The sequence below is a fragment of the Caulobacter sp. genome, assembly GCF_039596335.1.
Classification (GTDB): domain Bacteria; phylum Pseudomonadota; class Alphaproteobacteria; order Caulobacterales; family Caulobacteraceae; genus Caulobacter.
On sequence record NZ_JBCNJZ010000007.1, the window covers coordinates 112,193 to 132,538 of the forward strand.

Sequence of the window (20,346 nt, forward strand, 5' to 3'; positions counted from 1 at the left end):
TCTTGATTATCCGCCGAAGGTGCCCAGCGGATCCGGGAACGCCGAGGGCAGTTCGGCCAGCTTGCTGATCGGCACGTAGAAGCTGCAGCCCTTGCAGGGCTCGGGCACGCCGCAGCCTTGCCAGTCCCAAAGTTGGCGCACCTTCTCAGAGTTCAGAAGCTCGGCCAGACTGGCGTCGCGGATGTCACCCAGCATGAGGGCGGTCTTGCCGTCGAAATCGGCACAGCCGCAGAACGACACCTTGCCGCTGGACAGCACCTGCAGGCTGATCAGCGGCAGCGCGCACTGCTCGGTGTTCTGCTGCGGCGCCATCCACTCGGCGTCCAGCGGCAGCGGCTTGGAGGTGTCGAACACCGTCCAGTTGGCATAGGTGCTGGTCCCCGGCAGCGACAGCTTGGCCGCATCGACACCGGCGCGCTCGGCCACTTCGGCCAGCCAGGCGTCGATCTCTTCGGCCGTGCGGGCGCGCAGGTGGCGGGCGCCCAGGCCGACCTTGTCGACGCCGAAGACCCGGATCAGCCGGCCCAGCGACTCCATGAACTGGTCGTACTGGTCCTTGCGCGTCATCAGCGCGAACTCTTCGGCGTCCAGGCCGTAGACCGACACCGTCACCCGATCGAAATAGCCGGCCAACTCGGCCAGCTCCTCGTCGGAATAGAGATAGGCCATGGTGGCGTTGGTGATCGCCGAAACGCGGGCGATCGCCGGCGTGGCGCGCAGCAGCTTCAGGCGCTCCAGCAGCTGCTTGTCCAGCAGCATCTCGCCGACCATCGGCGTCAGGGTGACCGGGCCGCCGCCCAGCGCCGCATAGTCCGACACGATCTTGGCGAAGATCGCCATATCCATGCCCTGTTTCTTGCGGGTCTGGATTGAGTACGGGCAGATCACGCAGTCGTTGTTGCAGATGTTGACCGTCTCGATGCTCAGCGCCAGCGGACGGAAACGCCCGCGGTGCGTGAAGTACGAGATGTTCTCCGGCGTGTAGATGGCCGGGAACTTGGCGATCGGATGGCTGCCGGCCTTCTGCCGATACTCGGGCGAGCCGACGATCTCGGCCTTGATGTCCCCGACCGTCGCGCCATCACCCATCCAAGCCACGCAGGCGGCCAGAGCGTCCTCGTCGGGCTCGCGCTTGAGCAACTCGCGATAGAGATGGCGGACGATCTGGGCCGCGTAGCCGTTCCCGTCCGCCGTGGCGGCGGTTGGGTTCGCCTCCTGCGTCTGGGAACGGCGGCGGAAGATCACAGGCGCAGGACCGTCGTTTCGACAACCGGCTTGCGTTCCCAGATGCGGAACGCGGCCTTCTTCACGGCGCGGGAGATAGCGCTTTCGATCGTCTCGTCGATCTCGCGATCGTCGCCGCCAAGGCGCTTGTAGGCGCTCTCGGCTTCCTCGGCGAGATCGTCCAGGGCGTCCTCCAGAGAGTACTCCTCGTCGCCGGTCATGCCGATGCCGCGGACCTGCGGGCCCGAGACGATCTTGTTGCGGCCGTCCAGCACGATCGACACAGCCAGCATGCCGTTGAACGCTGCGTGACGCCGCTCGCGCAGGGCCTCGCCGTTCTCGGGCGTCATGACGCCGCCGTCGACGTACAGGCGCCCGGCCGGCACCTCGTCGATGATCTCCGGATGGCCCGGCGCCAAGCGCACCATGTCGCCGTTGCGAGGGCTAACGGCATGCGGGATCTGCAGGTCCTTGGCGAAGGCGGCGTGCTCGATCAGGTGGCGACGCTCGCCGTGGGTCGGCACAGCGATCTGCGGTCGCACCCACGAATACATCTGGCGCAGCTCTTCACGGCACGGGTGGCCCGAGACGTGGATGCCGGGCGTGTCGCGCTCGGTGTGCAGGCGCACACCGCGGTCGGCCAGCTTGTTCTGCAGGTTGCGGATCGGGATTTCGTTGCCCGGGATGACCCGCGAGCTGAAGATCACGTGGTCGCCCTGCCCCAGCTTTACATGCGGGTGGCTGCCGTCCGCGATGCGCGACAGGGCCGCGCGAGCCTCGCCCTGGCTGCCGGTGCAGAGGAACAGGACCTCGTTCTCGGGCAGGTGCTTGGCCTGGTCGTCGTTGATGAAGGGCTCGAGGCCCTGCAGCAGACCCACTGAACGGGCGGCGGCGGCCATACGGTGCATCGAGCGGCCGGCCAGACTGACCTTGCGGCCGCAGGCCTGGGCCGCGCGGATCACGGTGTCCATGCGCGCCACGTTCGAGGCGAAGCAGGCCACGGCGATCTTGCCCGACAGGCTCTGGATCAGGTCGCCCAATGCCTTGCGAACATCGGCTTCCGAACCGGCCTCGCCTTCCTGGAAGACGTTGGTGCTGTCGCAGACCATGGCCAGCACGCCCTCGTCGCCCAGGCGGCGGATGGCGGCTTCGTCAGTCGGGGCGCCCAGCTGCGGCTCGGGGTCGATCTTCCAGTCGCCGGTGTGCAGGATCGTGCCCAGCGGCGTCTTGATCGCCAGGCCGTTCGGCTCAGGGATCGAGTGCGTCAGGGTGATCAGTTCCAGCTCGAACGGGCCCAGCTTGAATTCACCGCCCAGCGGCACCTCGGTGATCGAGACGTCGTCCAGGATGCCGGCGTCGCGCAGCTTCTCGCGCAACAGGAAGGCGGTGAACGGCGTGGCGTAGACCGGCGCCTTCAGGCGCGGCCACAGCCAGTGCACGGCGCCCAGGTGGTCTTCGTGGGCGTGGGTCAGGACGATGCCGACGATGTCGTCAGCATAGGGCTCGATGTACGACGGATCGGGTAGAATGATCTCGACGCCGGGCGTCGTCTGGTCACCGAAGGTCACGCCCAGGTCGACCACGATCCACTTGCGATCGTGCGACGGGCCAAAGCCATACAGATTGAAGTTCATGCCGATCTCGTTCGACCCGCCCAGCGGCAGGAAGACGAGCTCGTCGCTCTTGGATTTTTTCATCAGGTCTCAGAAATGGTGTTTCGACGATAAATTTCGAGAAGACCCCGTATCGTCAGGTCGGAGTCGAAGTGGTCGATGCTGTCGGTGGCGCCCTCGAACAGGGAGGCGACGCCGCCGGTGGCGATTACGGTGAGGGGCTCGCCGCGCTCTGCCTTGATGCGCGAGACGAGGCCTTCGATCAGCGAAATATACCCCCAGAAGACGCCCGATTGCATGGCCGACACGGTGTCGGTGCCCACGATCCTGTTACCGGCAGGCCGCTGGATGGCGATGCGGGGCAGCTTGGCCGCCGCCTCGTGCAGGGCCTGCATGGAGAGATTGATGCCGGGCGCGATGATACCGCCCTCGAAGGCGCCGTCGGCCGCCACGATGTCGAAGGTGGTGGCCGTGCCGCTGTCGATGACGATCAGCGGGCCTGGATAAACCATCGACGCGCCGATGGCGTTGACCAGGCGGTCGGCGCCGGCCTCGGACGGCTTCTGGATCCGGACCTCGACGCCCAGCTTGGCGTTCTCGCCGATCACCAGCGGCTCGACGTTGAAGTAGCGGCGGCTGAGGTTGCGCAGGTTGAAGATCGACTGCGGCACGACGCTGGAGATGATCACCGCGTCAATGGCTCGGAAGCCGATGCCCTGCATCGACAGCAGCTGCGACAGCCAGACGACGTATTCGTCGGCGGTGCGGGTGCTCTCTGTGGCCGAGCGCCACTGCGCCACCCACGATTGACCGTCGTGAATGGCGAACATGGTGTTGGTGTTACCCTGTTCGATGGCCAGCAGCATTACGCGACTCCGAAAAAGACGTCGCCAGCGGTAATCCGGCGGACGCGGCCGTCGTCAAGTCTCAGTCTGAGGGCGCCGTCATTATCCAGCCCCTCGGCGATGCCTTCGACGGTCTCGTTGCCCAGGCGGGCAACGCAAGGCTCGCCCAGGCCGTGAGCGCGCGCCGTCCAGGCGTCGGCGATGGCGGGGAAGCCCAGGCTGGTCCAGGTGCGGCGCCAGCGCTCGAACGCGCCCGCCAGGACCTCGGCGGCCTCGGTCGGATGCGGCGGCGGGACTTCACGATAGGTGGCGATCGAGGTGGCGGGACGTTCGCTGTCGATCGGCTTGCGGGCCAGGTTCACGCCGATGCCGACGGCCAGCCACAGCCCGCCCTGGGGCGAGGCGCCCGACTCGATCAAGATTCCGCTGACCTTCAGCCCACCCAGCAGCGGGTCGTTGGGCCACTTCAGGCTGACCAGCGAGGCCGGCACATAGTGGGCCAGCATGTCTGCCACGGCCAAGGCGGCCACGAACGACACCTGGGCGGCTTCGGCCGGCGGCTTGTCGGTGCGGAGGAGCAAGGTGGCGGCGAGGTTGCCCTCGCCGGTCTCCCAGGCGCGACCGCGACGGCCGCGCCCGGAGGTCTGACGCAGGCCGAGCAGCCAAACCGGCCCGGCCTCGCCCGCCTCGGCCCGGCGACGGGCTTCGGCGTTGGTGGAGTCGATCTCGTCGAGGACGACGATCGACGGAAGGGTGGCGGGCGGGACGCCCGTCACGTCACGCGTGACCAAAGGCGGCCGCGGCGGCCTTGGCGGCCGGATCCAGCCAGACCAGGGCCACGAGGACGACCGGGAACGAGAACAGCGCAGCGGCGAAGCCGACGGCGCGGGCCGAAGGCGACGGGGCGTCGACGGCGCCGGCCGGGGCGTCGAACCACATCGCCTTGATCAGGCGCAGATAGTAGAACGCCGCGACGACCGAGCCGACCAGACCGAGGACGGCGGCCCACTGCATCATCACGTCGCCCGTGCCGAGCGCGGCCTTGAAGACGTAGAACTTCGACCAGAAGCCCGAGAACGGCGGCAGACCCAGGGCCGACAGCGAGAACGCGGTCATGGCCAGGGCGATGCCGGGACGTTGCTTCACCAGACCGGCCATGTCCTCGATGGTTTCCATCGGCTTGCCGTCGCGGTTCAGCGCCTGCAGGCAGGCGAAGAAGCCGGTGACGTCGACCATGTACAGCACCATGAACACCAGCATCGACTGCATGCCGACTTCGCCGCCGGCCGCGACGCCCAGCAGGGCGTAGCCGACATTGGCGATCGAGGAATAGGCCCACAGGCGCTTGAGGTTGGTCTGGGCCAGGCCGGCGAAGGCGCCGACGAAGACCGACAGCAGGGCCGCGATCACCAGGATCTGACGCCATTGGTCGACCGAGCCCGGGAAGGCGTCGCCCAGCACGCGGGCGAACATCATCATGGCGGCCAGCTTCGGCGCGGCGGCGAAGAAGCCGACGACCGGGGTCGGGGCGCCTTCGTAGACGTCCGGGGTCCACATGTGGAACGGCGCGGCCGAGACCTTGAACGCCAGGCCGCAGATCAGGAACACCAGGCCGAACAGCAGACCCACGCCGTGCGATCCGCCGTGAGCGGCGGCCAGGGCGATCTGGTCGAAGCGGGTCGTGCCGGTGAAGCCGTAGATCAGAGACGAGCCGTACAGCAGCAGGCCCGACGAGAGCGCGCCCAGCAAGAAGTACTTCAGGCCCGCTTCCGACGACTTGGCGTCATCGCGGCGCATGGCGGCCAGGACGTACAGAGCCAGCGACTGCAGCTCGACGCCGACATACAGGCTGATCAGGTCGCCGGCCGAGGCGGTGACGCCCATGCCGACGGCGGCCAGGATCACCAGGACGGCGAACTCGAACTTCTGGTCGCCGCGCTGGGCCAGCCAGCGGTCGCCCAGCACGATGGCCACGGCGCTCGACAGATAGATGGCCACCTTGGCGTAGGTCGCTGCGGCGTCGGCTGCGTAGACCCCGTTGAAGGCCATGCCGTGCGGACCCAGCACCGCCGTGGCGGCGGCCGCGATCAGCGAGGCGACTGCGGCCAGGGTGAAGATGCTCCCGACCTTGCCCCGGAACGCGCCGGCGACCAGCAGGACGAGCGCCGCGATCGCCAGGACGATCTCAGGCAGGACGAGCGTGAAGTTGGCGGTAAAGGTCATAGGCTCCTCACCCACCCACGGCGGCGCGCCAGGCGCCGACCAGCGAGTCCACGGACGTCGCGGTCAGGTTGAACACGAGATTGGGATAGAAGCCCAGCACCAGGGTCATGATGATGAGCGGCACGAACAGCGTGATCTCGCGAGCGTCCAGATCCTTGATGGTCTTCAGCTCGGGATTGGTGATCTCGCCGTACATCACGCGACGGTACAGGGTCAGGGCGTACATGGCCGACAGGATGACGCCCGTGGCCGACACGATCGCCGTCCAAGTCGAGGCCTGGTAGACGCCGGTCATCGTCAGGATTTCACCGACGAATCCCGAGGTGCCCGGCAGGCCGACATTACCCATCGTGAACAGCAGGAACACGAAGGCGTAGTGCGGCATGCGGTTGGTCAGGCCGCCGTAGAAGGCGATCTCGCGGGTGTGCATGCGATCGTAGACGACGCCGACGCAGAGGAAGAGCGCGCCGGAGATCACCCCGTGGCTCAGCATCTGGAACAGAGCGCCCTGCTCGCCCGCCGCATTGCCCGAGAAGATGCCCATGGTCACGAAGCCCATGTGGGCGACCGACGAATAGGCGATCAGCTTCTTGATATCGGTCTGACGGAAGGCCACCAGCGAGGTGTAGACGATGGCGATGGCCGACATCGCGAACACCAGGGGCTGGAACAGCTCCGAAGCGTTCGGGAACATCGGCAGGCTGAAGCGCATGAAGCCATAGCCGCCCATCTTCAGCAGCACGCCAGCCAGGATGACCGAACCGGCCGTCGGGGCCTCGACGTGGGCGTCGGGCAGCCAGGTGTGCACCGGCCACATCGGCATCTTCACCGCGAACGAGGCGAAGAAGGCCAGCCACAGCCAGGTCTGCAGCCACGGCGCGAACTTGAACGTCATCAGGTCCGGGATCGACGAGGTGCCCGAGATGCTGATCATCGCCAGGATGGCGGCCAGCATCAGCACCGAGCCGAGCAGCGTGTAGAGGAAGAACTTGTAGGCCGCGTAGACCCGGCGCTTACCGCCCCAGATGCCGATGATCAGGAACATCGGAACCAGGCCGCCCTCGAAGAAGAGGTAGAACAGGATCAGGTCCAGCGCGCAGAACACGCCGATCACCAGGGTCTCCAGGACCAGGAAGGCGATCAGATATTCGACGACCCGCTTCTCGACCGACTTCCAGCTGGCCACGATACAGATCGGCAGCAGGAAGGCGGTCAGCAGGACGAACAGCACCGAGATGCCGTCGACGCCCATGCGGTAGTGCAGGCCCGCGAACCACGCGATGTCTTCCACGAACTGGAAGCCCGGGTTCTTCGGGTCGAACTGGACGGTCAGGATGATCGACAGGCCGAAGGTGACCAGGGTCGCGACCAGCGCGATCCACTTGGCCAGGTTATCGGTCTTTTCGCTGGCTCCATTGAACGCGCGCGCGGCGAGGATCACCGCGACGCCGACCAGGGGCGCGAAGGTCGTAAGGCTGAGAAGGCCGCTCATTAGCTCCGTCCCCCTCAACGGAAGGCAAACAGGGCGAAGCCAAGCAGGCCGGCGACGCCGAGCAGCATGACAAACGCGTAGTGGTAGACGTAACCGGTCTGCAGCTTGCCGGTGCGCTTGCCGACCTCATACGAGACCGCGCTGACGCCATCCGGGCCGAGGCCGTCGATGATCTTCTGGTCGCCGCCCTTCCAGAACAGGTCGCCGAGGAACTTGGCGAAGCGCACGAACGTGGCCGCGTAGAGTTCGTCGAAGAACCACTTGTTGTAGAAGAAGACGTACAGCGGACCCTTGCGCTCGGCCAGCTTGAGGCCCAGGCGCTCGTTGCCCTTGATCAGGTAGACATAGACCGCGATCAGCAGGCCCAGCAGCGAGGCGATCAGCGGGCTCCACTTCACCCAGTTCTCAACTTCGTGCGCTTCATGCAGCACGTGGTTGGTCGGGGCGGTGTAGATCGCGCCGCGCCAGAACTCTTCCTGGTGATGGCCCACGAAGTAACCGGTGAACACGAAGCCGGCGGCGATGGCGCCGATCGACAGTACGACCAGCGGGAACAGCATCACCCACGGGCTTTCGTGCGGCTTGTGATCGTGGCCATGGCCGTGATCGTCATGGGCCGCATGATCGTGCGCGTCGGCAGCGTGAGCGTCATGGCCGTGGTCGTCATGACCCCAGCGCGCCTTGCCGTTGAAGGTGAAGAAGGCCAGGCGCCACGAGTAGAACGAGGTTAGCCCCGCCACCAGCACGCCGATCACCCAGGCGAACATCGCCAACGCGTTGTGACCGCCCGCCGCGAACGCGGCTTCGATGATGGTGTCCTTCGAGTAGAAGCCGGCGAAGCCCAGGTGCAGCGGCGGGAAGCCGAGGCCCGTGATGGCGATCGTGCCGATCGTCATGGCGATGAAGGTCACCGGCAGCAGCTTGGCCAGGGCGCCGTAGCGGCGCATGTCCTGCTCGTGGTGCATGCCGTGGATCACCGAACCGGCGCCCAGGAACAGCAGGGCCTTGAAGAAGGCGTGCGTGAACAGGTGGAACATGGCCGCCTGGTACGCGCCGACGCCGGCCGCGAAGAACATGTAGCCCAGCTGCGAACAGGTCGAGTAGGCGATGACGCGCTTGATGTCGTTCTGGGTCAGGCCGACGGTCGCGGCGAACAGGGCCGTGATCGCGCCAATGACCGTGACGATGTTCTTGGCGACGGGCGCGTATTCGAACAGCGGCGACAGCAGGCACAGCATGTAGACGCCGGCGGTGACCATGGTCGCCGCGTGGATCAGGGCCGACACGGGGGTCGGGCCTTCCATGGCGTCCGGCAGCCAAGTGTGCAGGAAGAACTGCGCCGACTTGCCCATCGCGCCGATGAACAGCAGGAAGCAGGCGATGTCGATCAGCGGCCAGGTGTGGCCGGCGAACTCCCAGGTGCGGCTGGCGCCGCCTTGGATCATCGGGAACAGCTCGGCGAAGTTGATCGTACCGAAGGCCCAGTAGACCGTCATGATGCCGAGCGCGAAGCCGAAGTCGCCGACGCGGTTGACCACGAAGGCCTTGATCGCCGCGGCGCTGGCCGAGGGCTTCTTGAACCAGAAGCCGATCAGCAGGTACGAGGCCAGACCCACGCCTTCCCAGCCGAAGAACAGCTGCATGAAGTCGGCGGCGGTGACCAGCGACAGCATGGCGAAGGTGAAGAGCGACAGGTACGCGAAGAAGCGCGGCTTGCTGTCGTCCTCGGCCATGTAGCCCCAGGAATAGATGTGCACGAGGGCCGAGACCGTCGTGACCACGATCAGCATGGTCGCCGACAGGGCGTCGATGCGGATCGACCAGTTGGCGACGAAGTCACCGACATGGATGAACGGCAGCAGGTGGACGGTGAAGGCCTCCATGTGCCCCCAGGTCCACTGGCTGAACGTGTACCAGGACAGGCCGCAGGCCAGGATCAGCGCGCCGGTGGTGACCGACTGCGACGCCAGATTGCCGATGCGGCGGCCGAACAGGCCGGCGATGGCCGCGGCGATGATCGGCGCGAAAACGAGGATGGTTACAAGCGTCTGCATGACGTCGCTTAGCCCTTCATCATGCTGGCGTCGTCAACCGCGATGTCGCCACGGTTGCGGAAGAAGGTGACGAGGATCGCCAGACCCACGGCCGCCTCGGCGGCGGCGACGGTCAGGACGAACATGGCGAAGATCTGGCCCGCCACGTCGTGCAGGAAGGCCGAGAACGACACCAGATTGATGTTCACCGCCAGCAGGATCAGTTCGATCGACATCAGGATGACGATGATGTTCTTCCGGTTCACGAAGATGCCGAAGACGCCGATCGTGAAGAGGATCGCGGCGACGACGAGATAGTGCGGCAGGCCGATCATTCGGAGATCCCCTCACCCGGCTTGATCTGAACCAGCTCCATGCCGGTCTTGGGCGTGCGGGCGACCTGAGCGCCGATGTCCTGGCGCTTGACGCCCGGCTTGTGGCGCAGGGTAAGCACGATGGCGCCGATCATGGCGACCAGCAGCACCAGGCCCGCCAGTTGGAAGAAGAAGACGTAGTCGGTGTAGAGCACGCGACCGATCGCTTCGGTGTTGGGGACGCCGCCCGGCGAGGCGTTCGGCAGGCTGTTCTTGGCCGCTGCGCCGTTGGTGGCCACCGTGGCGGCGACGAACACCATCTCCAGCGTCAGGATGCCCCCGACCAGACCGCCGATCGGCAGGTACTGGGCGAAGCCCTGGCGGAGCTCGGCGAAGTCGACGTCCAGCATCATGACGACGAACAGGAACAGCACCGCCACCGCGCCGACGTAAACGACGATCAGCAGCATCGCCAGGAACTCCGCGCCCAGCAGGACGAAGAGGCCGGCGGCCGAGAAGAAGGCGGTGATCAGGAAGAGCACCGAGTGCACGGGATTGCGCGCCGACACGACGAGAAGACCCGCCGCGATGGTCACGAATGCCAGCAGATAGAAAGCGATCGCCTGCAAGGCCATTGGCCCAGGTGCTCCCCTGAAAACTTAAGTCCAATGACGATGAACCGGTCGGTGCATCGCCTCCGAGGATTCGTCCGACCGTTTAGCGGTAGGGCGCGTCCAACTCCAGATTCTTCGCGATCAGGCGCTCCCAACGGTCGCCGTTATCGAGAAGGCGTTCCTTGTCGTAGTAGAGCTCTTCGCGGGTCTCGGTCGCGAACTCGATGTTCGGGCCTTCGACGATGGCGTCGACCGGGCAGGCCTCCTGGCACAGACCGCAGTAGATGCACTTGACCATGTCGATGTCGTAGCGGGTCGTCCGGCGGCTGCCGTCCTCACGCGGTTCGGCTTCGATGGTGATGGCCTGGGCCGGGCAGATGGCTTCGCAGAGCTTGCAGGCAATGCAGCGCTCCTCGCCCGAAGGATAGCGGCGCAGGGCATGCTCGCCCCGGAAGCGCGGCGACTGCGGGCCGCGCTCGTTCGGGTAGATCACCGTCTTCTTCGGCGCGACCAGGTACTTCATGGCCAGGCCGAAGGCACCGGCGAAGTCCAGAAGGGCCGCGCCCTTGGCCGCTTGAGTGATGCGCTGGAACACCAGAGCTCTCCTAACACTTTTCCTTGGGGAAAGGACGGACGTCCCTGCCCTGCTCTTTCTGCTGCCGCCGCATCGTCTGCTCGATGACGCACTTGTTGGTCTTGGCGTCGCGATCTCGTCGCGCCTCGACCTGCTCATCGTGCGTCCGCTGCGGCGGTCGCTGAATACCGCGCCCCCAGTTCGAACAGCCAGCCAGCAGGCCGACCATCACGATCCCGAGGACGAGCCGCCTCATTTCCCACTCGGGGGAATGACGCAGCTGTAGTTCGACAGCTGGGCGGGGTCTCCCCCGTCCTGCTTGGCCCGGATCGTTCCCCCTTCGGACTGGCACTTCTCGCCCGCCCGCTTGAGGTCGTCATAGGCCACCACCCCCTCGCCCAGGGAATATGAGCGGACCGGCGCCGGACCTGTCGCGCAGGCCGTGAGCGCCAGGCCGGTCAGGCCCAGGGTTATGAGAAGGCTTGAGCGCATCAGGCCGCCGGACCGAACACGCGCCACGCGGCGACCGCGGCCACCAGCACCAGCGAGGTCGGCAGGAACACCTTCCAACCCAGGCGCATCAGCTGGTCGTAGCGGTAGCGAGGCACGATGGCCTTGGCCATGGCGAACATGAAGAACCAGAAGCAGATCTTGGCGTAGAACACCAAGGCCAGCATGAAGTTGACCAGGAACGGCGGCCAGTTGGCGGCAAAGTCGATCGGGAAGCCGGGGTTCCAGCCGCCGAAGAACAGCACGCTGATCATGGCGCACATCAGAACGATGTTCGAATACTCGGCCACCATGAACAGCAGGTACGGGGTCGAGCTGTACTCAACCTGGTAACCGGCCACGAGTTCGGATTCGGCTTCAGGAAGGTCGAACGGCGGGCGGTTCGTTTCGGCCAGGGCCGAGATGTAGAACATGCCCATCGAGACGATCATCACCGGCAGCAGCACGATGTTGTGCAGGCCGCCGCCGAAGACGTTCCAGTTCCAGATCCAGCCCGACTGCTTCTCGACGATGGTCGAGAGGTTCATCGAACCGGCCAGCAGGATCACGGTGATGATGATCAGGCCGATGGAGACTTCATACGACACCATCTGCGCCGCCGAACGCAGCGCGCCCAGGAACGGATACTTCGAGTTCGAAGCCCAGCCGCCCATGATGATGCCGTAGACGCCCAGCGAGCTCATCGCCAGCAGATACAGGATGCCGACGTTGAGGTTCGACACGACCCAGCCCGGCGCGAAGGGCACGACGGCCCAACCGACGAAGCCCAGGATCAGGCTGACCAGCGGCGCCAGCAGGAAGATCGTCTTGTCGGCGCCGGCCGGGATGACGATTTCCTTCAGCACGAACTTGAAGAAGTCGGCGAAGGACTGCAGCAGACCGAAGGGACCAACGACGTTGGGACCCTTGCGCATCTGGACGCCGGCCCAGATCTTGCGGTCGGCCAGCAGCAGGAAGGCCAGGCTCAGCAGAACCCAGATCACGACCAGCAGGATGCCGCCCGTCGTGAGACCAAACCAGAGAAGCGGATTCGTCGGACCCACGGGTTACTCCGCAGCGATCTTGGCGGCGCCGGAAGCCACGGCCGCGCATTCGGCCATGGTCACGCTGGCGCGCGCGACAGGATTGGTCAGGTGGAAGGCCTTGATCGGGCTTTCGAACGGCGCGTCCGAAACCTCGCCGTCAGCGCCCAGGGCGCCGATGTCGAACGACGTCGGGACGCTGCCCGGCGCGAAGTCGATCTGGCCGAAGGTCGGGTGGTCGGCGAACAGCTTGGCGCGCAACTGGTCCAGGCTGTCGTAAGGCAGCTTCTGACCCAGCACTTCCGACAGCGCCCGCAGGACCGACCAGTCTTCCTTGGCCTCGCCCTTCGGGAACACGGCGCGCTTGCCCATCTGCACGCGACCTTCGAGGTTCACGTACAGGCCGTTCTTCTCGGTGTAGGCGGCGCCCGGCAGGATCACGTCGGCTTTGTGCGCGCCGGCGTCGCCGTGCGTGCCGAGGTAAATCTTGAACGCGCCCGAGGCCGAGGCCTCGCACTCGTCGGCGCCCAGCAGGAAGAGGACGTCAACGGCGCCCGGCTTCAGCATGTCGCTGGTCGCCAGACCGCCCTCGGCCGGGACGAAGCCCATGTCGAGGCCGGCGACGCGCGCGGCGGCGGTGTGCAGGACGTTCCAGCCGTTCCAGCCGTCGCGGACGACCTTGATGGTCTTGCCCAGGCTGGCGGCGGCCTTGAGGATCGCGGCGCCGTCGGCGCGGGCCAGAGCGCCCTGGCCGATGATGATCGCGGGACGCTCGGCGGCCTTCAGGGCGGCGACAAAATCGCTCTTGCTCTTGGCCAGGCTCGACATGGTCTGGGCGCCGGCGCCGAGATAGTCGTAGTCGAACGTCAGGTCGGCCTTTTCGCCGATGACGCCGAAGCGGGTCTTGCCGGCGATCCACTGCTTGCGGAAGCGGGCGTTCAGGACCGGAGCCTCGAGGCGCGGATTGGCGCCCACGAACAGGACGACGTCGGCGTCTTCGATGCCGGCGATGGTCGAGTTGAACAGCCAGCCTTCGCGCGGGCCTTGACCCAGGGCCGAACCATCTTGGCGGCTGTCCAGGTTCTTCACGCCCAGGGCGGTGAAGAGGTCCTTGGTCGCCTTCAGGCTTTCGGCGTCCTGCAGGTCGCCGGCGATGACGCCGATACGCTCAGGGGCGGTCGCCTTGATCTTGGCGGCGACGGCGGCGAAGGCCTCGTTCCAGGTGGCGGGCTTCAGCTTGCCGGCGGCGTCGCGGACATAAGGGCGGTCCAGGCGCTGACGGCCCAGGCCGTCGACGGCGTAGCGCGTCTTGTCCGAGATCCACTCTTCGTTGATGTCGTCGTTGTTGCGCGGCAGGACGCGCAGCACGGCCGAGCCGCGGGCGTCGACGCGGATCCACGAACCCAGGGCGTCCATGACGTCGACGCTTTCCGTCTTCTTCAGTTCCCACGGGCGGGCTTCGAAGGCGTAGGGCTTGGAGGTCAGAGCGCCGACCGGGCACAGGTCGATGACATTGGCGCTGAGTTCCGACGTGACCGCTGCGCCCAGATAGGTCGTGATTTCAACGTCTTCGCCGCGCGAGATCAGACCGATTTCCGGCGAGCCGGCGACTTCGGTGATGAAGCGGACGCAGCGCGTGCACTGGATGCAGCGCGTCATCACGGTCTTGATGAGCGGGCCCATGGCCTTCTCTTCGACCGCGCGCTTGTTCTCTTCGTAGCGGCTGTCGTCGCGACCGTAGCCGACCGCCTGGTCCTGCAGGTCACACTCGCCGCCCTGGTCGCAGATCGGACAATCCAGCGGGTGGTTGATGAGCAGGAACTCCATCACCCCTTCGCGAGCCTTCTTGACCATCGGAGTCTTGGTGAAGATCTCCTGGCCCTCGGCGGCCGGCAGGGCGCACGACGCCTGCGGCTTGGGCGGGCCGGGCTTAACCTCGACCAGGCACATGCGGCAGTTGCCCGCGATGGACAGACGTTCGTGATAGCAGAAGCGCGGGATCTCTTCCCCAGCCAGTTCCGCGACCTGCAGAACCGTCATGCCGGGCTCGAACTCGACCTCGACGCCATTGACCTTGGCGATAGCCATTCTTGTTACTCCGCCGCGATCAGCTTGGCGCCCTGCACGTGCAGGCGACCGCTACGATAGGAAGCGATCCGCTCCTCCACCTCGTGGCGGAAGTGGCGGAACAGGCCCTGGATCGGCCAGGCGGCCGCGTCGCCCAGGGCGCAAATGGTGTGACCCTCGACCTGGGTCGTGACGTCCAGCAGGGTGTCGATCTCTTTCGGATCGGCCTCGCCGGTCGCCATGCGCTCCATGACGCGCCACATCCAGCCGGTGCCTTCACGGCACGGCGTGCACTGGCCGCAGCTCTCGTGCTTGTAGAAGTACGACAGGCGGGCGATGGCGCGGACCAGGTCGGTGTCCTTGTCCATGACGATGACGGCCGCGGTGCCCAGGCCCGAGCGCAGGTTGCGTAGGGCGTCGAAGTCCATCGGCAGATCTTCGCACTGCTCGGCCGGGATCATCGGCACGGAAGAACCGCCCGGGATAACGGCCTTGAGGTTGCCCCAGCCACCGCGGATGCCGCCGCAGTGGTCTTCCATCAGCTGACGGAAGGGGATGCTCATGGCTTCTTCGACGTTGCAGGGCAGGTTCACGTGGCCCGAGACGCAGAACAGCTTGGTGCCGGCGTTGTTCGGACGGCCAAAGCCGGCGAACCACTCCGCGCCGCGACGCAGGATCGTACCGGCGACGGCGATGCTCTCGACGTTATTGACCGTGGTCGGCATGCCGTACAGGCCCGCGCCGGCCGGGAACGGCGGCTTCAGGCGCGGCTGGCCCTTCTTGCCTTCCAGGCTTTCCAGCAGAGCGGTTTCTTCACCGCAAATATAAGCGCCGGCGCCGTGGTGGACGTAGATGTCGAAGTCCCAGCCGTGGACGTTGTTCTTGCCCACGAGGTTGGCCTCGTAGGCCTGCTTGATCGCCGCCTCCAAGCGCTCGCGCTCGAACACGTATTCGCCGCGGATGTAGATGTAGCAGGCATGGGCCAGCATGGCGCGCGAAGCGATCAGGCAGCCCTCGATCAGGAGGTGCGGATCATGCCGCATGATCTCCCGGTCCTTGCAGGTGCCCGGCTCGGATTCGTCGGCGTTGACGACCAGATAGTGCGGACGACCGTCCTTCACTTCCTTAGGCATGAACGACCACTTCAGGCCGGTCGAGAAACCGGCGCCGCCCCGGCCGCGCAGGCCGGAGTTCTTCATGTTGTCGATAATCCAGTCGCGCCCCGCGTCCAGGATGTCCTTGGTGCCATTCCAGCAGCCGCGCTTCTTCGCGCCCTCGAGGCCCCAATCCTGGAGACCGTAGAGGTTCGTGAAGATGCGGTCCTTGTCTTCGAGGATACCGACCATGACTCAGCTTTGCGGATCGAATGGATGGGCGCGCACATAGCTCACCCGACGAATGATGACATAGACGAACAGCAGCCAGGCCGCGCCGATGATGACGAGGCCGGCGGCGACCGCCCAGGTTGGCGCGCCTTCAACGGTGCGACCCCAGATCAACAGGATCACGCCAATCAGGCTCGCCACGAAACCCGCGCCGCGTTCACGACGGCCCAGGCCTCGGATGGTGTCGGCATAGGCCGCCTTGCGCAGGTTCAGGGCGCTATCGTCGATCATGACGAGGCCCCTTCCCGCTTGGTCGCGCGCATCCAGCCCAGGATGAACCAGATCTGCGCGCCCAGGCCGCCCGCGACCGCCAGAAGGAAGACCGGCAGAAGCCAGTCAATCTTCAGCGACACCGCGCCAAAGATCGCCGCGCCGGCCAGCACGAAGCAGACCACGGTGATGGCGAGCATCACGGTCAGGCGCTTCTTTTGAAGGACGGCGTCGGCGGTCATGTTAGGCGGTCGGCTCCGGCCTTGCCTTCGTCGCCTTCGGCTTCTCGGGCAGGTTCGGAATCTTGATCTTCTTGGCGTACGAGCCGTCGTACAGCTTCGGATCCGTCAGGGTGTGAATGGCGCCCTTCGGCTCCGACGCGCCGCGGCCGTCGTAGCTGCCCGGCTTCGGGTCCTTGCCGGCCGCGAAGTCGTCGAGGATCTGGGCCAGGCTATCCGGCGTCAGGTCCTCATAGTAGTAGTCGTTGATCGCGGCCATCGGCGCATTGCAGCAGGCGCCCAGGCACTCGACCTCTTCCCAGCTGAACTTGCCGTCCGCCGAGACGTGGTGCGCATCGCCGATCTTGTCCTTCAGGACCTTCTTCAGGTCCAGGGCGCCGCGCAGCTGGCACGGCGTGGTGCCGCACAGCTGCACGAAGGCGACGTTGCCGACCGGCTGCAGCTGGAACATCACGTAGAAGGTGGCGACTTCCAGCACGCGGATGACCGGCATTTCCAGCTGCTTGGCAATCTCCTGGATCGCCGGCTCGGAAATCCAGCCTTCCTGCTTCTGGGCCAGCCACAGCATCGGGATCACCGCTGACTGCTTGCGGGCGGCGGGATACTTGGCTTTCCACCAGTCGGCCTTGGCCTGGCTGTCGGCCGAGAAGGCGAAGCTGGCGGGCTGCTCTTTGGCGAGACGACGAACGCTCATCGGGCGAAATCCACGCGGACGATCTTGTCGTCCTTGAAGGTGTAGATGGCGGCGACCTGGAACGGCGCATCGCCGTTGCCGCGGTCGACATGCTCATGGTCGATAACGGTCGAACCGACCACGATGCGGTTCAGGAGTTTGGCGTTGTTCTTGGGGAACTCGGCGAAGGTCTTCTCATAGAAGGCGCGGTAGGCATCCAGGCCCGTGCGCGCCACATCGCCGTTCAGGCTCGCCACGACGACGTCGTCGGCGAAGTGGGCGCAGTGCGCGTCCAGATCCTGGGCGTTGTAGGCGTCCAGCTGCGCTTGGGCGATCGCTTCGAAGCTCATCGGTCGACCTCGCCGAACACGATGTCGAGCGAGCCCAGGATGGCCGAAACGTCGGCCAGCTGGTGACCGCGGTTCATCCAGTCCATGGCCGCAAGGTGCGAGAAGCCCGGGGCCTTGATCTTGCAACGGTACGGCTTGTTGGTGCCGTTGCTGACGACGTAGACGCCGAACTCGCCCTTGGGCGCTTCGACGGCCGCGTAGACCTCGCCTTCCGGCGTCTTGAAGCCCTCGGTGTAGAGCTTGAAGTGGTGGATCAGGGCTTCCATCGAGCGCTTCATTTCGGCGCGACGGGGCGGAGCCACCTTGTTGTCTTCGCTCAGGACCGGACCCGGCGTGGCGCGCAGCATGGCGACGGCCTGCAGGATGATCTTGGTGGACTCACGCATCTCCTGCATGCGGCAGAGATAGCGATCGTAGCAGTCGCCGTTCTTGCCCAGGGGGATGTCGAACTCGAACTCGTTGTAGTTCTCGTACGGCTGGTTGCGGCGCAGGTCCCAGGCGATGCCCGAACCGCGCACCATCACGCCCGAGAAGCCCCAGGCCCAGGCGTCTTCCTTGCTCACCACGCCAATGTCGACGTTGCGTTGCTTGAAGATGCGGTTGTCGGTGATCAGGCCTTCGATGTCGTCGCAGATCTTGGGGAACGCCTTCGCCCAGGTCTCGATGTCGTCGATCAGCTCGGGGGTCAGGTCCTGGTGGACGCCGCCCGGACGGAAGTAGTTGGCGTGCAGACGAGCGCCGCAGGCGCGCTCGTAGAAGATCATCAGCTTCTCGCGCTCCTCGAAGCCCCAGAGCGGCGGCGTCAGGGCGCCGACGTCCATGGCCTGGGTCGTCACGTTCAGCAGGTGATTGAGGATGCGACCGATCTCGCAGAACAGCACGCGCACGATCTGGCCGCGCTTGGGCACTTCGACGCCCAGCAGCTTCTCGATGGCCAGGCAGAACGCATGCTCCTGGTTCATCGGCGCCACGTAGTCGAGGCGGTCGAAGTACGGGATGTTCTGCAGATAGGTGCGCGCTTCCATCAGCTTCTCGGTGCCGCGGTGCAGCAGGCCGATGTGCGGATCGACGCGTTCGACGATTTCGCCGTCCAGTTCCAGCACCAGGCGCAGCACGCCGTGCGCAGCCGGGTGTTGCGGGCCGAAGTTGATGTTGAACTTGCGGACGGGCGTTTCCGGGATGCCCGGAACCGTCGGTTCGTCGCGGAAGAAGTCGGTGGATGCCGCCGGAGCGTTCGTACCAGTCATGGCTTTATGCCTTCTCCGCCTTCTCGTCGCCCGGCAGGGCGTACTTGGCGCCTTCCCACGGAGACAGGAAATCGAAGGCGCGGAACTCGGTGATCTTCACGGGCTCGTACACGACGCGCTTGAGTTCATCGTCGTAGCGAACCTCGACATAGCCGGTCATCGGGAAGTCTTTCCGCAGCGGGTGGCCGTGGAAACCGTAGTCCGTCAGGATGCGGCGCAGGTCCGGGTGTCCGTCGAAGAACACGCCGTACATGTCGAAGGCCTCGCGCTCGAACCAGTCGGCGACCGGGAACACCGGCGTGGCGCTGGGCACCGGGGTGTCCTCGTCGGTCTGCACCTTCAGGCGGATGCGGACGTTCTTCACCATCGACAGCATGTGGTAGACGACCTCGAAGCGCTGGGCGCGCTCCGGATAGTCGACCGCCGTCAGGTCCACCAGTTGGTGGAAGCGATAGTCGGGATGGTCGCGCAGCAGTTCCAGAGCCTGGACGACGCGGTGCGCCGGGCCATGGACGTTCAGCTCGCCGAACGCCACGTCATAGCCGGAGATCGCGCCGGTGCTGTTGGCGACGATCGATTGGCCGAGAGTTTCGAGGTCCTGGCTCATCGCTCGATCGTACCCATGCGACGGATCTTCTTCTGAAGCTGCAGCACGCCGTAGACCAGAGCTTCGGCCGTGGGCGGGCAGCCCGGGACGTAGATGTCGATCGGCACGACGCGGTCGCAGCCGCGCACGACACTGTAGCTGTAATAGTAGTAGCCGCCGCCATTGGCGCAGCTGCCCATCGAGATGACGTAGCGGGGCTCCGGCATCTGGTCGTAGACCTTGCGCAGGGCCGGAGCCATCTTGTTGGTCAGCGTACCGGCGACGATCATCACGTCCGACTGACGCGGACTGGCGCGCGGCGCGAAGCCGTAGCGCTCCAGGTCGTAGCGCGGCATGGCCGAGTGCATCATCTCGACGGCACAGCACGCCAGGCCGAACGTCATCCACATCAGCGAACCCGTGCGGGCCCAGGTGATCAGGTCGTCGGCGGCAGCCGTGATGAAGCCCTTGTCGGCGAGTTGCTGCGAGACGCCGTCGAAGAACGGGTCGTGCAGCTTGGGGTCATAGCCCTGGACCGTCGAACGGCCGGCCGACAGCGCCGATACCCCTGAAGAGCCTGGCGCCGAGTTGGCGGGAACGATCACTCCCATTCGAGGGCGCCCTTCTTCCATTCATAGATAAAGCCGACGGTCAGCACGCCCAGGAAGGCCATCATTGACCAGAAGGCGAACTGGGCCACGTCCTGCGGGAGCTTCATCAGCGTGACCGCCCACGGGAACAGGAACGCCACTTCCAGGTCGAAGATGATGAACAGGATCGACACCAGATAGAACCGGACGTCGAACTTCATCCGCGCGTCGTCGAACGCATTGAAGCCGCATTCGTATGCGGACAGTTTTTCCGGGTCCGGTGCCTTGGGCGCGAGCACGGCCGCGGCCAGGATGAAGACGATGCCGATAACGGCCGCGATCCCTAGAAAGATCACGATCGGCAGGTACTGGAGAAGGAAGGCGGTCATGACAGCCCTTGGCTTGAATCGAGCGGGTTGTAGCCCAGTGTCGCCAACGCTTCAAACGCCCGAAGCACATTGAGAAACGATCGCAACTAGTCTTGCTTTCCGTAACGTCGATCGTCCGAAACCCTTTGCAACGAATGTACCCGTAA

Annotated in this window: 23 protein-coding genes; all 23 read right to left on the reverse strand. The window is 65.5% G+C overall.

Translation table 11 applies throughout. From position 1 onward, the window contains the following. Nucleotides 1-6: 6 nt before the first annotated feature. Nucleotides 7-1,245, reverse strand: a complete 1,239-nt coding sequence (locus ABDW31_RS15890) for a radical SAM protein (protein WP_184719363.1) — start codon at nt 1,243-1,245, stop codon at nt 7-9. Next, entirely contained in the window at nt 1,242-2,921 is a 1,680-nt protein-coding gene (locus ABDW31_RS15895; RefSeq protein ID WP_184719361.1) for a ribonuclease J, read from the reverse strand. Before ABDW31_RS15895 ends, ABDW31_RS15890 begins: the two co-directional genes overlap by 4 nt. Continuing rightward, entirely contained in the window at nt 2,921-3,703 is a 783-nt protein-coding gene (locus ABDW31_RS15900; protein WP_184719359.1) for a type III pantothenate kinase, read from the reverse strand. The genes ABDW31_RS15895 and ABDW31_RS15900 overlap by 1 nt, the downstream gene beginning before the upstream one ends. Next, complete coding sequence (locus ABDW31_RS15905; protein WP_184719357.1) at nt 3,703-4,458, reverse strand: biotin--[acetyl-CoA-carboxylase] ligase; 756 nt, start codon at nt 4,456-4,458, stop codon at nt 3,703-3,705. The genes ABDW31_RS15900 and ABDW31_RS15905 overlap by 1 nt, the downstream gene beginning before the upstream one ends. Before the next feature lies 1 nt (nt 4,459). Beyond that, nucleotides 4,460-5,920: an NADH-quinone oxidoreductase subunit NuoN gene (nuoN, locus tag ABDW31_RS15910; protein ID WP_343699095.1), complete on the reverse strand. Its 1,461-nt coding sequence runs from the start codon at nt 5,918-5,920 to the stop codon at nt 4,460-4,462. Continuing rightward, nucleotides 5,913-7,415, reverse strand: coding sequence for an NADH-quinone oxidoreductase subunit M (locus ABDW31_RS15915; RefSeq protein ID WP_184719353.1), 1,503 nt, complete (start codon nt 7,413-7,415; stop codon nt 5,913-5,915). The genes nuoN and ABDW31_RS15915 overlap by 8 nt, the downstream gene beginning before the upstream one ends. Next, nucleotides 7,412-9,451 carry an NADH-quinone oxidoreductase subunit L gene (gene nuoL / locus ABDW31_RS15920; protein WP_184719352.1) on the reverse strand — a complete coding sequence of 680 codons (2,040 nt, stop codon included), beginning with the start codon at nt 9,449-9,451 and terminating at the stop codon, nt 7,412-7,414. The genes ABDW31_RS15915 and nuoL overlap by 4 nt, the downstream gene beginning before the upstream one ends. 8 nt (nt 9,452-9,459) lie before the next feature. Next, the gene (gene nuoK, locus ABDW31_RS15925; RefSeq protein ID WP_184719350.1) at nt 9,460-9,765 is read right to left on the reverse strand and encodes an NADH-quinone oxidoreductase subunit NuoK; all 306 of its coding nucleotides are present in this window, start codon (nt 9,763-9,765) and stop codon (nt 9,460-9,462) included. Further along, on the reverse strand, nt 9,762-10,379 hold the full coding sequence (locus tag ABDW31_RS15930) for an NADH-quinone oxidoreductase subunit J (protein WP_184719348.1): 618 nt from the start codon (nt 10,377-10,379) through the stop codon (nt 9,762-9,764). The genes nuoK and ABDW31_RS15930 overlap by 4 nt, the downstream gene beginning before the upstream one ends. An 82-nt stretch (nt 10,380-10,461) precedes the next feature. Then, on the reverse strand, nt 10,462-10,953 hold the full coding sequence (gene nuoI, locus ABDW31_RS15935; protein ID WP_184719347.1) for an NADH-quinone oxidoreductase subunit NuoI: 492 nt from the start codon (nt 10,951-10,953) through the stop codon (nt 10,462-10,464). A gap of 10 nt (nt 10,954-10,963) precedes the next feature. Further along, nucleotides 10,964-11,161: a hypothetical protein gene (locus tag ABDW31_RS15940; protein WP_343699096.1), complete on the reverse strand. Its 198-nt coding sequence runs from the start codon at nt 11,159-11,161 to the stop codon at nt 10,964-10,966. Nucleotides 11,162-11,184: 23 nt separating this feature from the next. Next, entirely contained in the window at nt 11,185-11,424 is a 240-nt protein-coding gene (locus tag ABDW31_RS15945; protein ID WP_184719343.1) for a hypothetical protein, read from the reverse strand. Further along, nucleotides 11,424-12,485 (reverse strand): NADH-quinone oxidoreductase subunit NuoH, encoded by a 1,062-nt coding sequence (nuoH, locus tag ABDW31_RS15950; protein ID WP_184719342.1) that lies wholly within the window; start codon nt 12,483-12,485, stop codon nt 11,424-11,426. Before nuoH ends, ABDW31_RS15945 begins: the two co-directional genes overlap by 1 nt. 3 nt (nt 12,486-12,488) lie before the next feature. Next, nucleotides 12,489-14,552: an NADH-quinone oxidoreductase subunit NuoG gene (nuoG, locus tag ABDW31_RS15955; protein WP_184719340.1), complete on the reverse strand. Its 2,064-nt coding sequence runs from the start codon at nt 14,550-14,552 to the stop codon at nt 12,489-12,491. Nucleotides 14,553-14,557: 5 nt separating this feature from the next. Beyond that, nucleotides 14,558-15,877, reverse strand: coding sequence for an NADH-quinone oxidoreductase subunit NuoF (gene nuoF / locus ABDW31_RS15960; RefSeq protein WP_172271475.1), 1,320 nt, complete (start codon nt 15,875-15,877; stop codon nt 14,558-14,560). Between the two features lie 3 nt (nt 15,878-15,880). After that, nucleotides 15,881-16,147, reverse strand: coding sequence for a hypothetical protein (locus tag ABDW31_RS15965; protein WP_184719338.1), 267 nt, complete (start codon nt 16,145-16,147; stop codon nt 15,881-15,883). Beyond that, nucleotides 16,144-16,368 carry a hypothetical protein gene (locus ABDW31_RS15970; RefSeq protein ID WP_184719336.1) on the reverse strand — a complete coding sequence of 75 codons (225 nt, stop codon included), beginning with the start codon at nt 16,366-16,368 and terminating at the stop codon, nt 16,144-16,146. The genes ABDW31_RS15965 and ABDW31_RS15970 overlap by 4 nt, the downstream gene beginning before the upstream one ends. Nucleotide 16,369: 1 nt before the next feature. Beyond that, nucleotides 16,370-17,059, reverse strand: a complete 690-nt coding sequence (gene nuoE / locus ABDW31_RS15975) for an NADH-quinone oxidoreductase subunit NuoE (protein WP_184719334.1) — start codon at nt 17,057-17,059, stop codon at nt 16,370-16,372. Further along, nucleotides 17,056-17,388, reverse strand: coding sequence for a nuclear transport factor 2 family protein (locus tag ABDW31_RS15980; RefSeq protein ID WP_184719332.1), 333 nt, complete (start codon nt 17,386-17,388; stop codon nt 17,056-17,058). Before ABDW31_RS15980 ends, nuoE begins: the two co-directional genes overlap by 4 nt. Next, nucleotides 17,385-18,635: an NADH-quinone oxidoreductase subunit D gene (locus ABDW31_RS15985; RefSeq protein WP_184719330.1), complete on the reverse strand. Its 1,251-nt coding sequence runs from the start codon at nt 18,633-18,635 to the stop codon at nt 17,385-17,387. The genes ABDW31_RS15980 and ABDW31_RS15985 overlap by 4 nt, the downstream gene beginning before the upstream one ends. A gap of 4 nt (nt 18,636-18,639) precedes the next feature. After that, complete coding sequence (locus tag ABDW31_RS15990; RefSeq protein WP_184719328.1) at nt 18,640-19,242, reverse strand: NADH-quinone oxidoreductase subunit C; 603 nt, start codon at nt 19,240-19,242, stop codon at nt 18,640-18,642. Next, nucleotides 19,239-19,853: an NADH-quinone oxidoreductase subunit B gene (locus tag ABDW31_RS15995; RefSeq protein WP_184719327.1), complete on the reverse strand. Its 615-nt coding sequence runs from the start codon at nt 19,851-19,853 to the stop codon at nt 19,239-19,241. The genes ABDW31_RS15990 and ABDW31_RS15995 overlap by 4 nt, the downstream gene beginning before the upstream one ends. Then, nucleotides 19,823-20,200, reverse strand: a complete 378-nt coding sequence (locus ABDW31_RS16000; RefSeq protein WP_184719325.1) for an NADH-quinone oxidoreductase subunit A — start codon at nt 20,198-20,200, stop codon at nt 19,823-19,825. The genes ABDW31_RS15995 and ABDW31_RS16000 overlap by 31 nt, the downstream gene beginning before the upstream one ends. Between the last annotated feature and the right edge of the window lie 146 nt (nt 20,201-20,346).

What these genes read in the sequence shown, in the direction of transcription:
- ABDW31_RS15895 (WP_184719361.1), bottom strand. Translation starts at nt 2,921, where the DNA reads ATGAAAAAATCCAAGAGCGACGAGCTCGTCTTCCTGCCGCTGGGCGGG.
- ABDW31_RS15900 (WP_184719359.1), bottom strand. Translation starts at nt 3,703, where the DNA reads ATGCTGCTGGCCATCGAACAGGGTAACACCAACACCATGTTCGCCATT.
- nuoL (WP_184719352.1), bottom strand. Translation starts at nt 9,451, where the DNA reads ATGCAGACGCTTGTAACCATCCTCGTTTTCGCGCCGATCATCGCCGCG.
- nuoK (WP_184719350.1), bottom strand. Translation starts at nt 9,765, where the DNA reads ATGATCGGCCTGCCGCACTATCTCGTCGTCGCCGCGATCCTCTTCACG.
- ABDW31_RS15930 (WP_184719348.1), bottom strand. Translation starts at nt 10,379, where the DNA reads ATGGCCTTGCAGGCGATCGCTTTCTATCTGCTGGCATTCGTGACCATC.
- ABDW31_RS15940 (WP_343699096.1), bottom strand. Translation starts at nt 11,161, where the DNA reads ATGGTCGGCCTGCTGGCTGGCTGTTCGAACTGGGGGCGCGGTATTCAG.
- ABDW31_RS15945 (WP_184719343.1), bottom strand. Translation starts at nt 11,424, where the DNA reads ATGCGCTCAAGCCTTCTCATAACCCTGGGCCTGACCGGCCTGGCGCTC.
- nuoG (WP_184719340.1), bottom strand. Translation starts at nt 14,552, where the DNA reads ATGGCTATCGCCAAGGTCAATGGCGTCGAGGTCGAGTTCGAGCCCGGC.
- nuoF (WP_172271475.1), bottom strand. Translation starts at nt 15,877, where the DNA reads ATGGTCGGTATCCTCGAAGACAAGGACCGCATCTTCACGAACCTCTAC.
- ABDW31_RS15965 (WP_184719338.1), bottom strand. Translation starts at nt 16,147, where the DNA reads ATGATCGACGATAGCGCCCTGAACCTGCGCAAGGCGGCCTATGCCGAC.
- ABDW31_RS15970 (WP_184719336.1), bottom strand. Translation starts at nt 16,368, where the DNA reads ATGACCGCCGACGCCGTCCTTCAAAAGAAGCGCCTGACCGTGATGCTC.
- nuoE (WP_184719334.1), bottom strand. Translation starts at nt 17,059, where the DNA reads ATGAGCGTTCGTCGTCTCGCCAAAGAGCAGCCCGCCAGCTTCGCCTTC.
- ABDW31_RS15980 (WP_184719332.1), bottom strand. Translation starts at nt 17,388, where the DNA reads ATGAGCTTCGAAGCGATCGCCCAAGCGCAGCTGGACGCCTACAACGCC.
- ABDW31_RS15985 (WP_184719330.1), bottom strand. Translation starts at nt 18,635, where the DNA reads ATGACTGGTACGAACGCTCCGGCGGCATCCACCGACTTCTTCCGCGAC.
- ABDW31_RS15990 (WP_184719328.1), bottom strand. Translation starts at nt 19,242, where the DNA reads ATGAGCCAGGACCTCGAAACTCTCGGCCAATCGATCGTCGCCAACAGC.
- ABDW31_RS15995 (WP_184719327.1), bottom strand. Translation starts at nt 19,853, where the DNA reads ATGGAAGAAGGGCGCCCTCGAATGGGAGTGATCGTTCCCGCCAACTCG.
- ABDW31_RS16000 (WP_184719325.1), bottom strand. Translation starts at nt 20,200, where the DNA reads ATGACCGCCTTCCTTCTCCAGTACCTGCCGATCGTGATCTTTCTAGGG.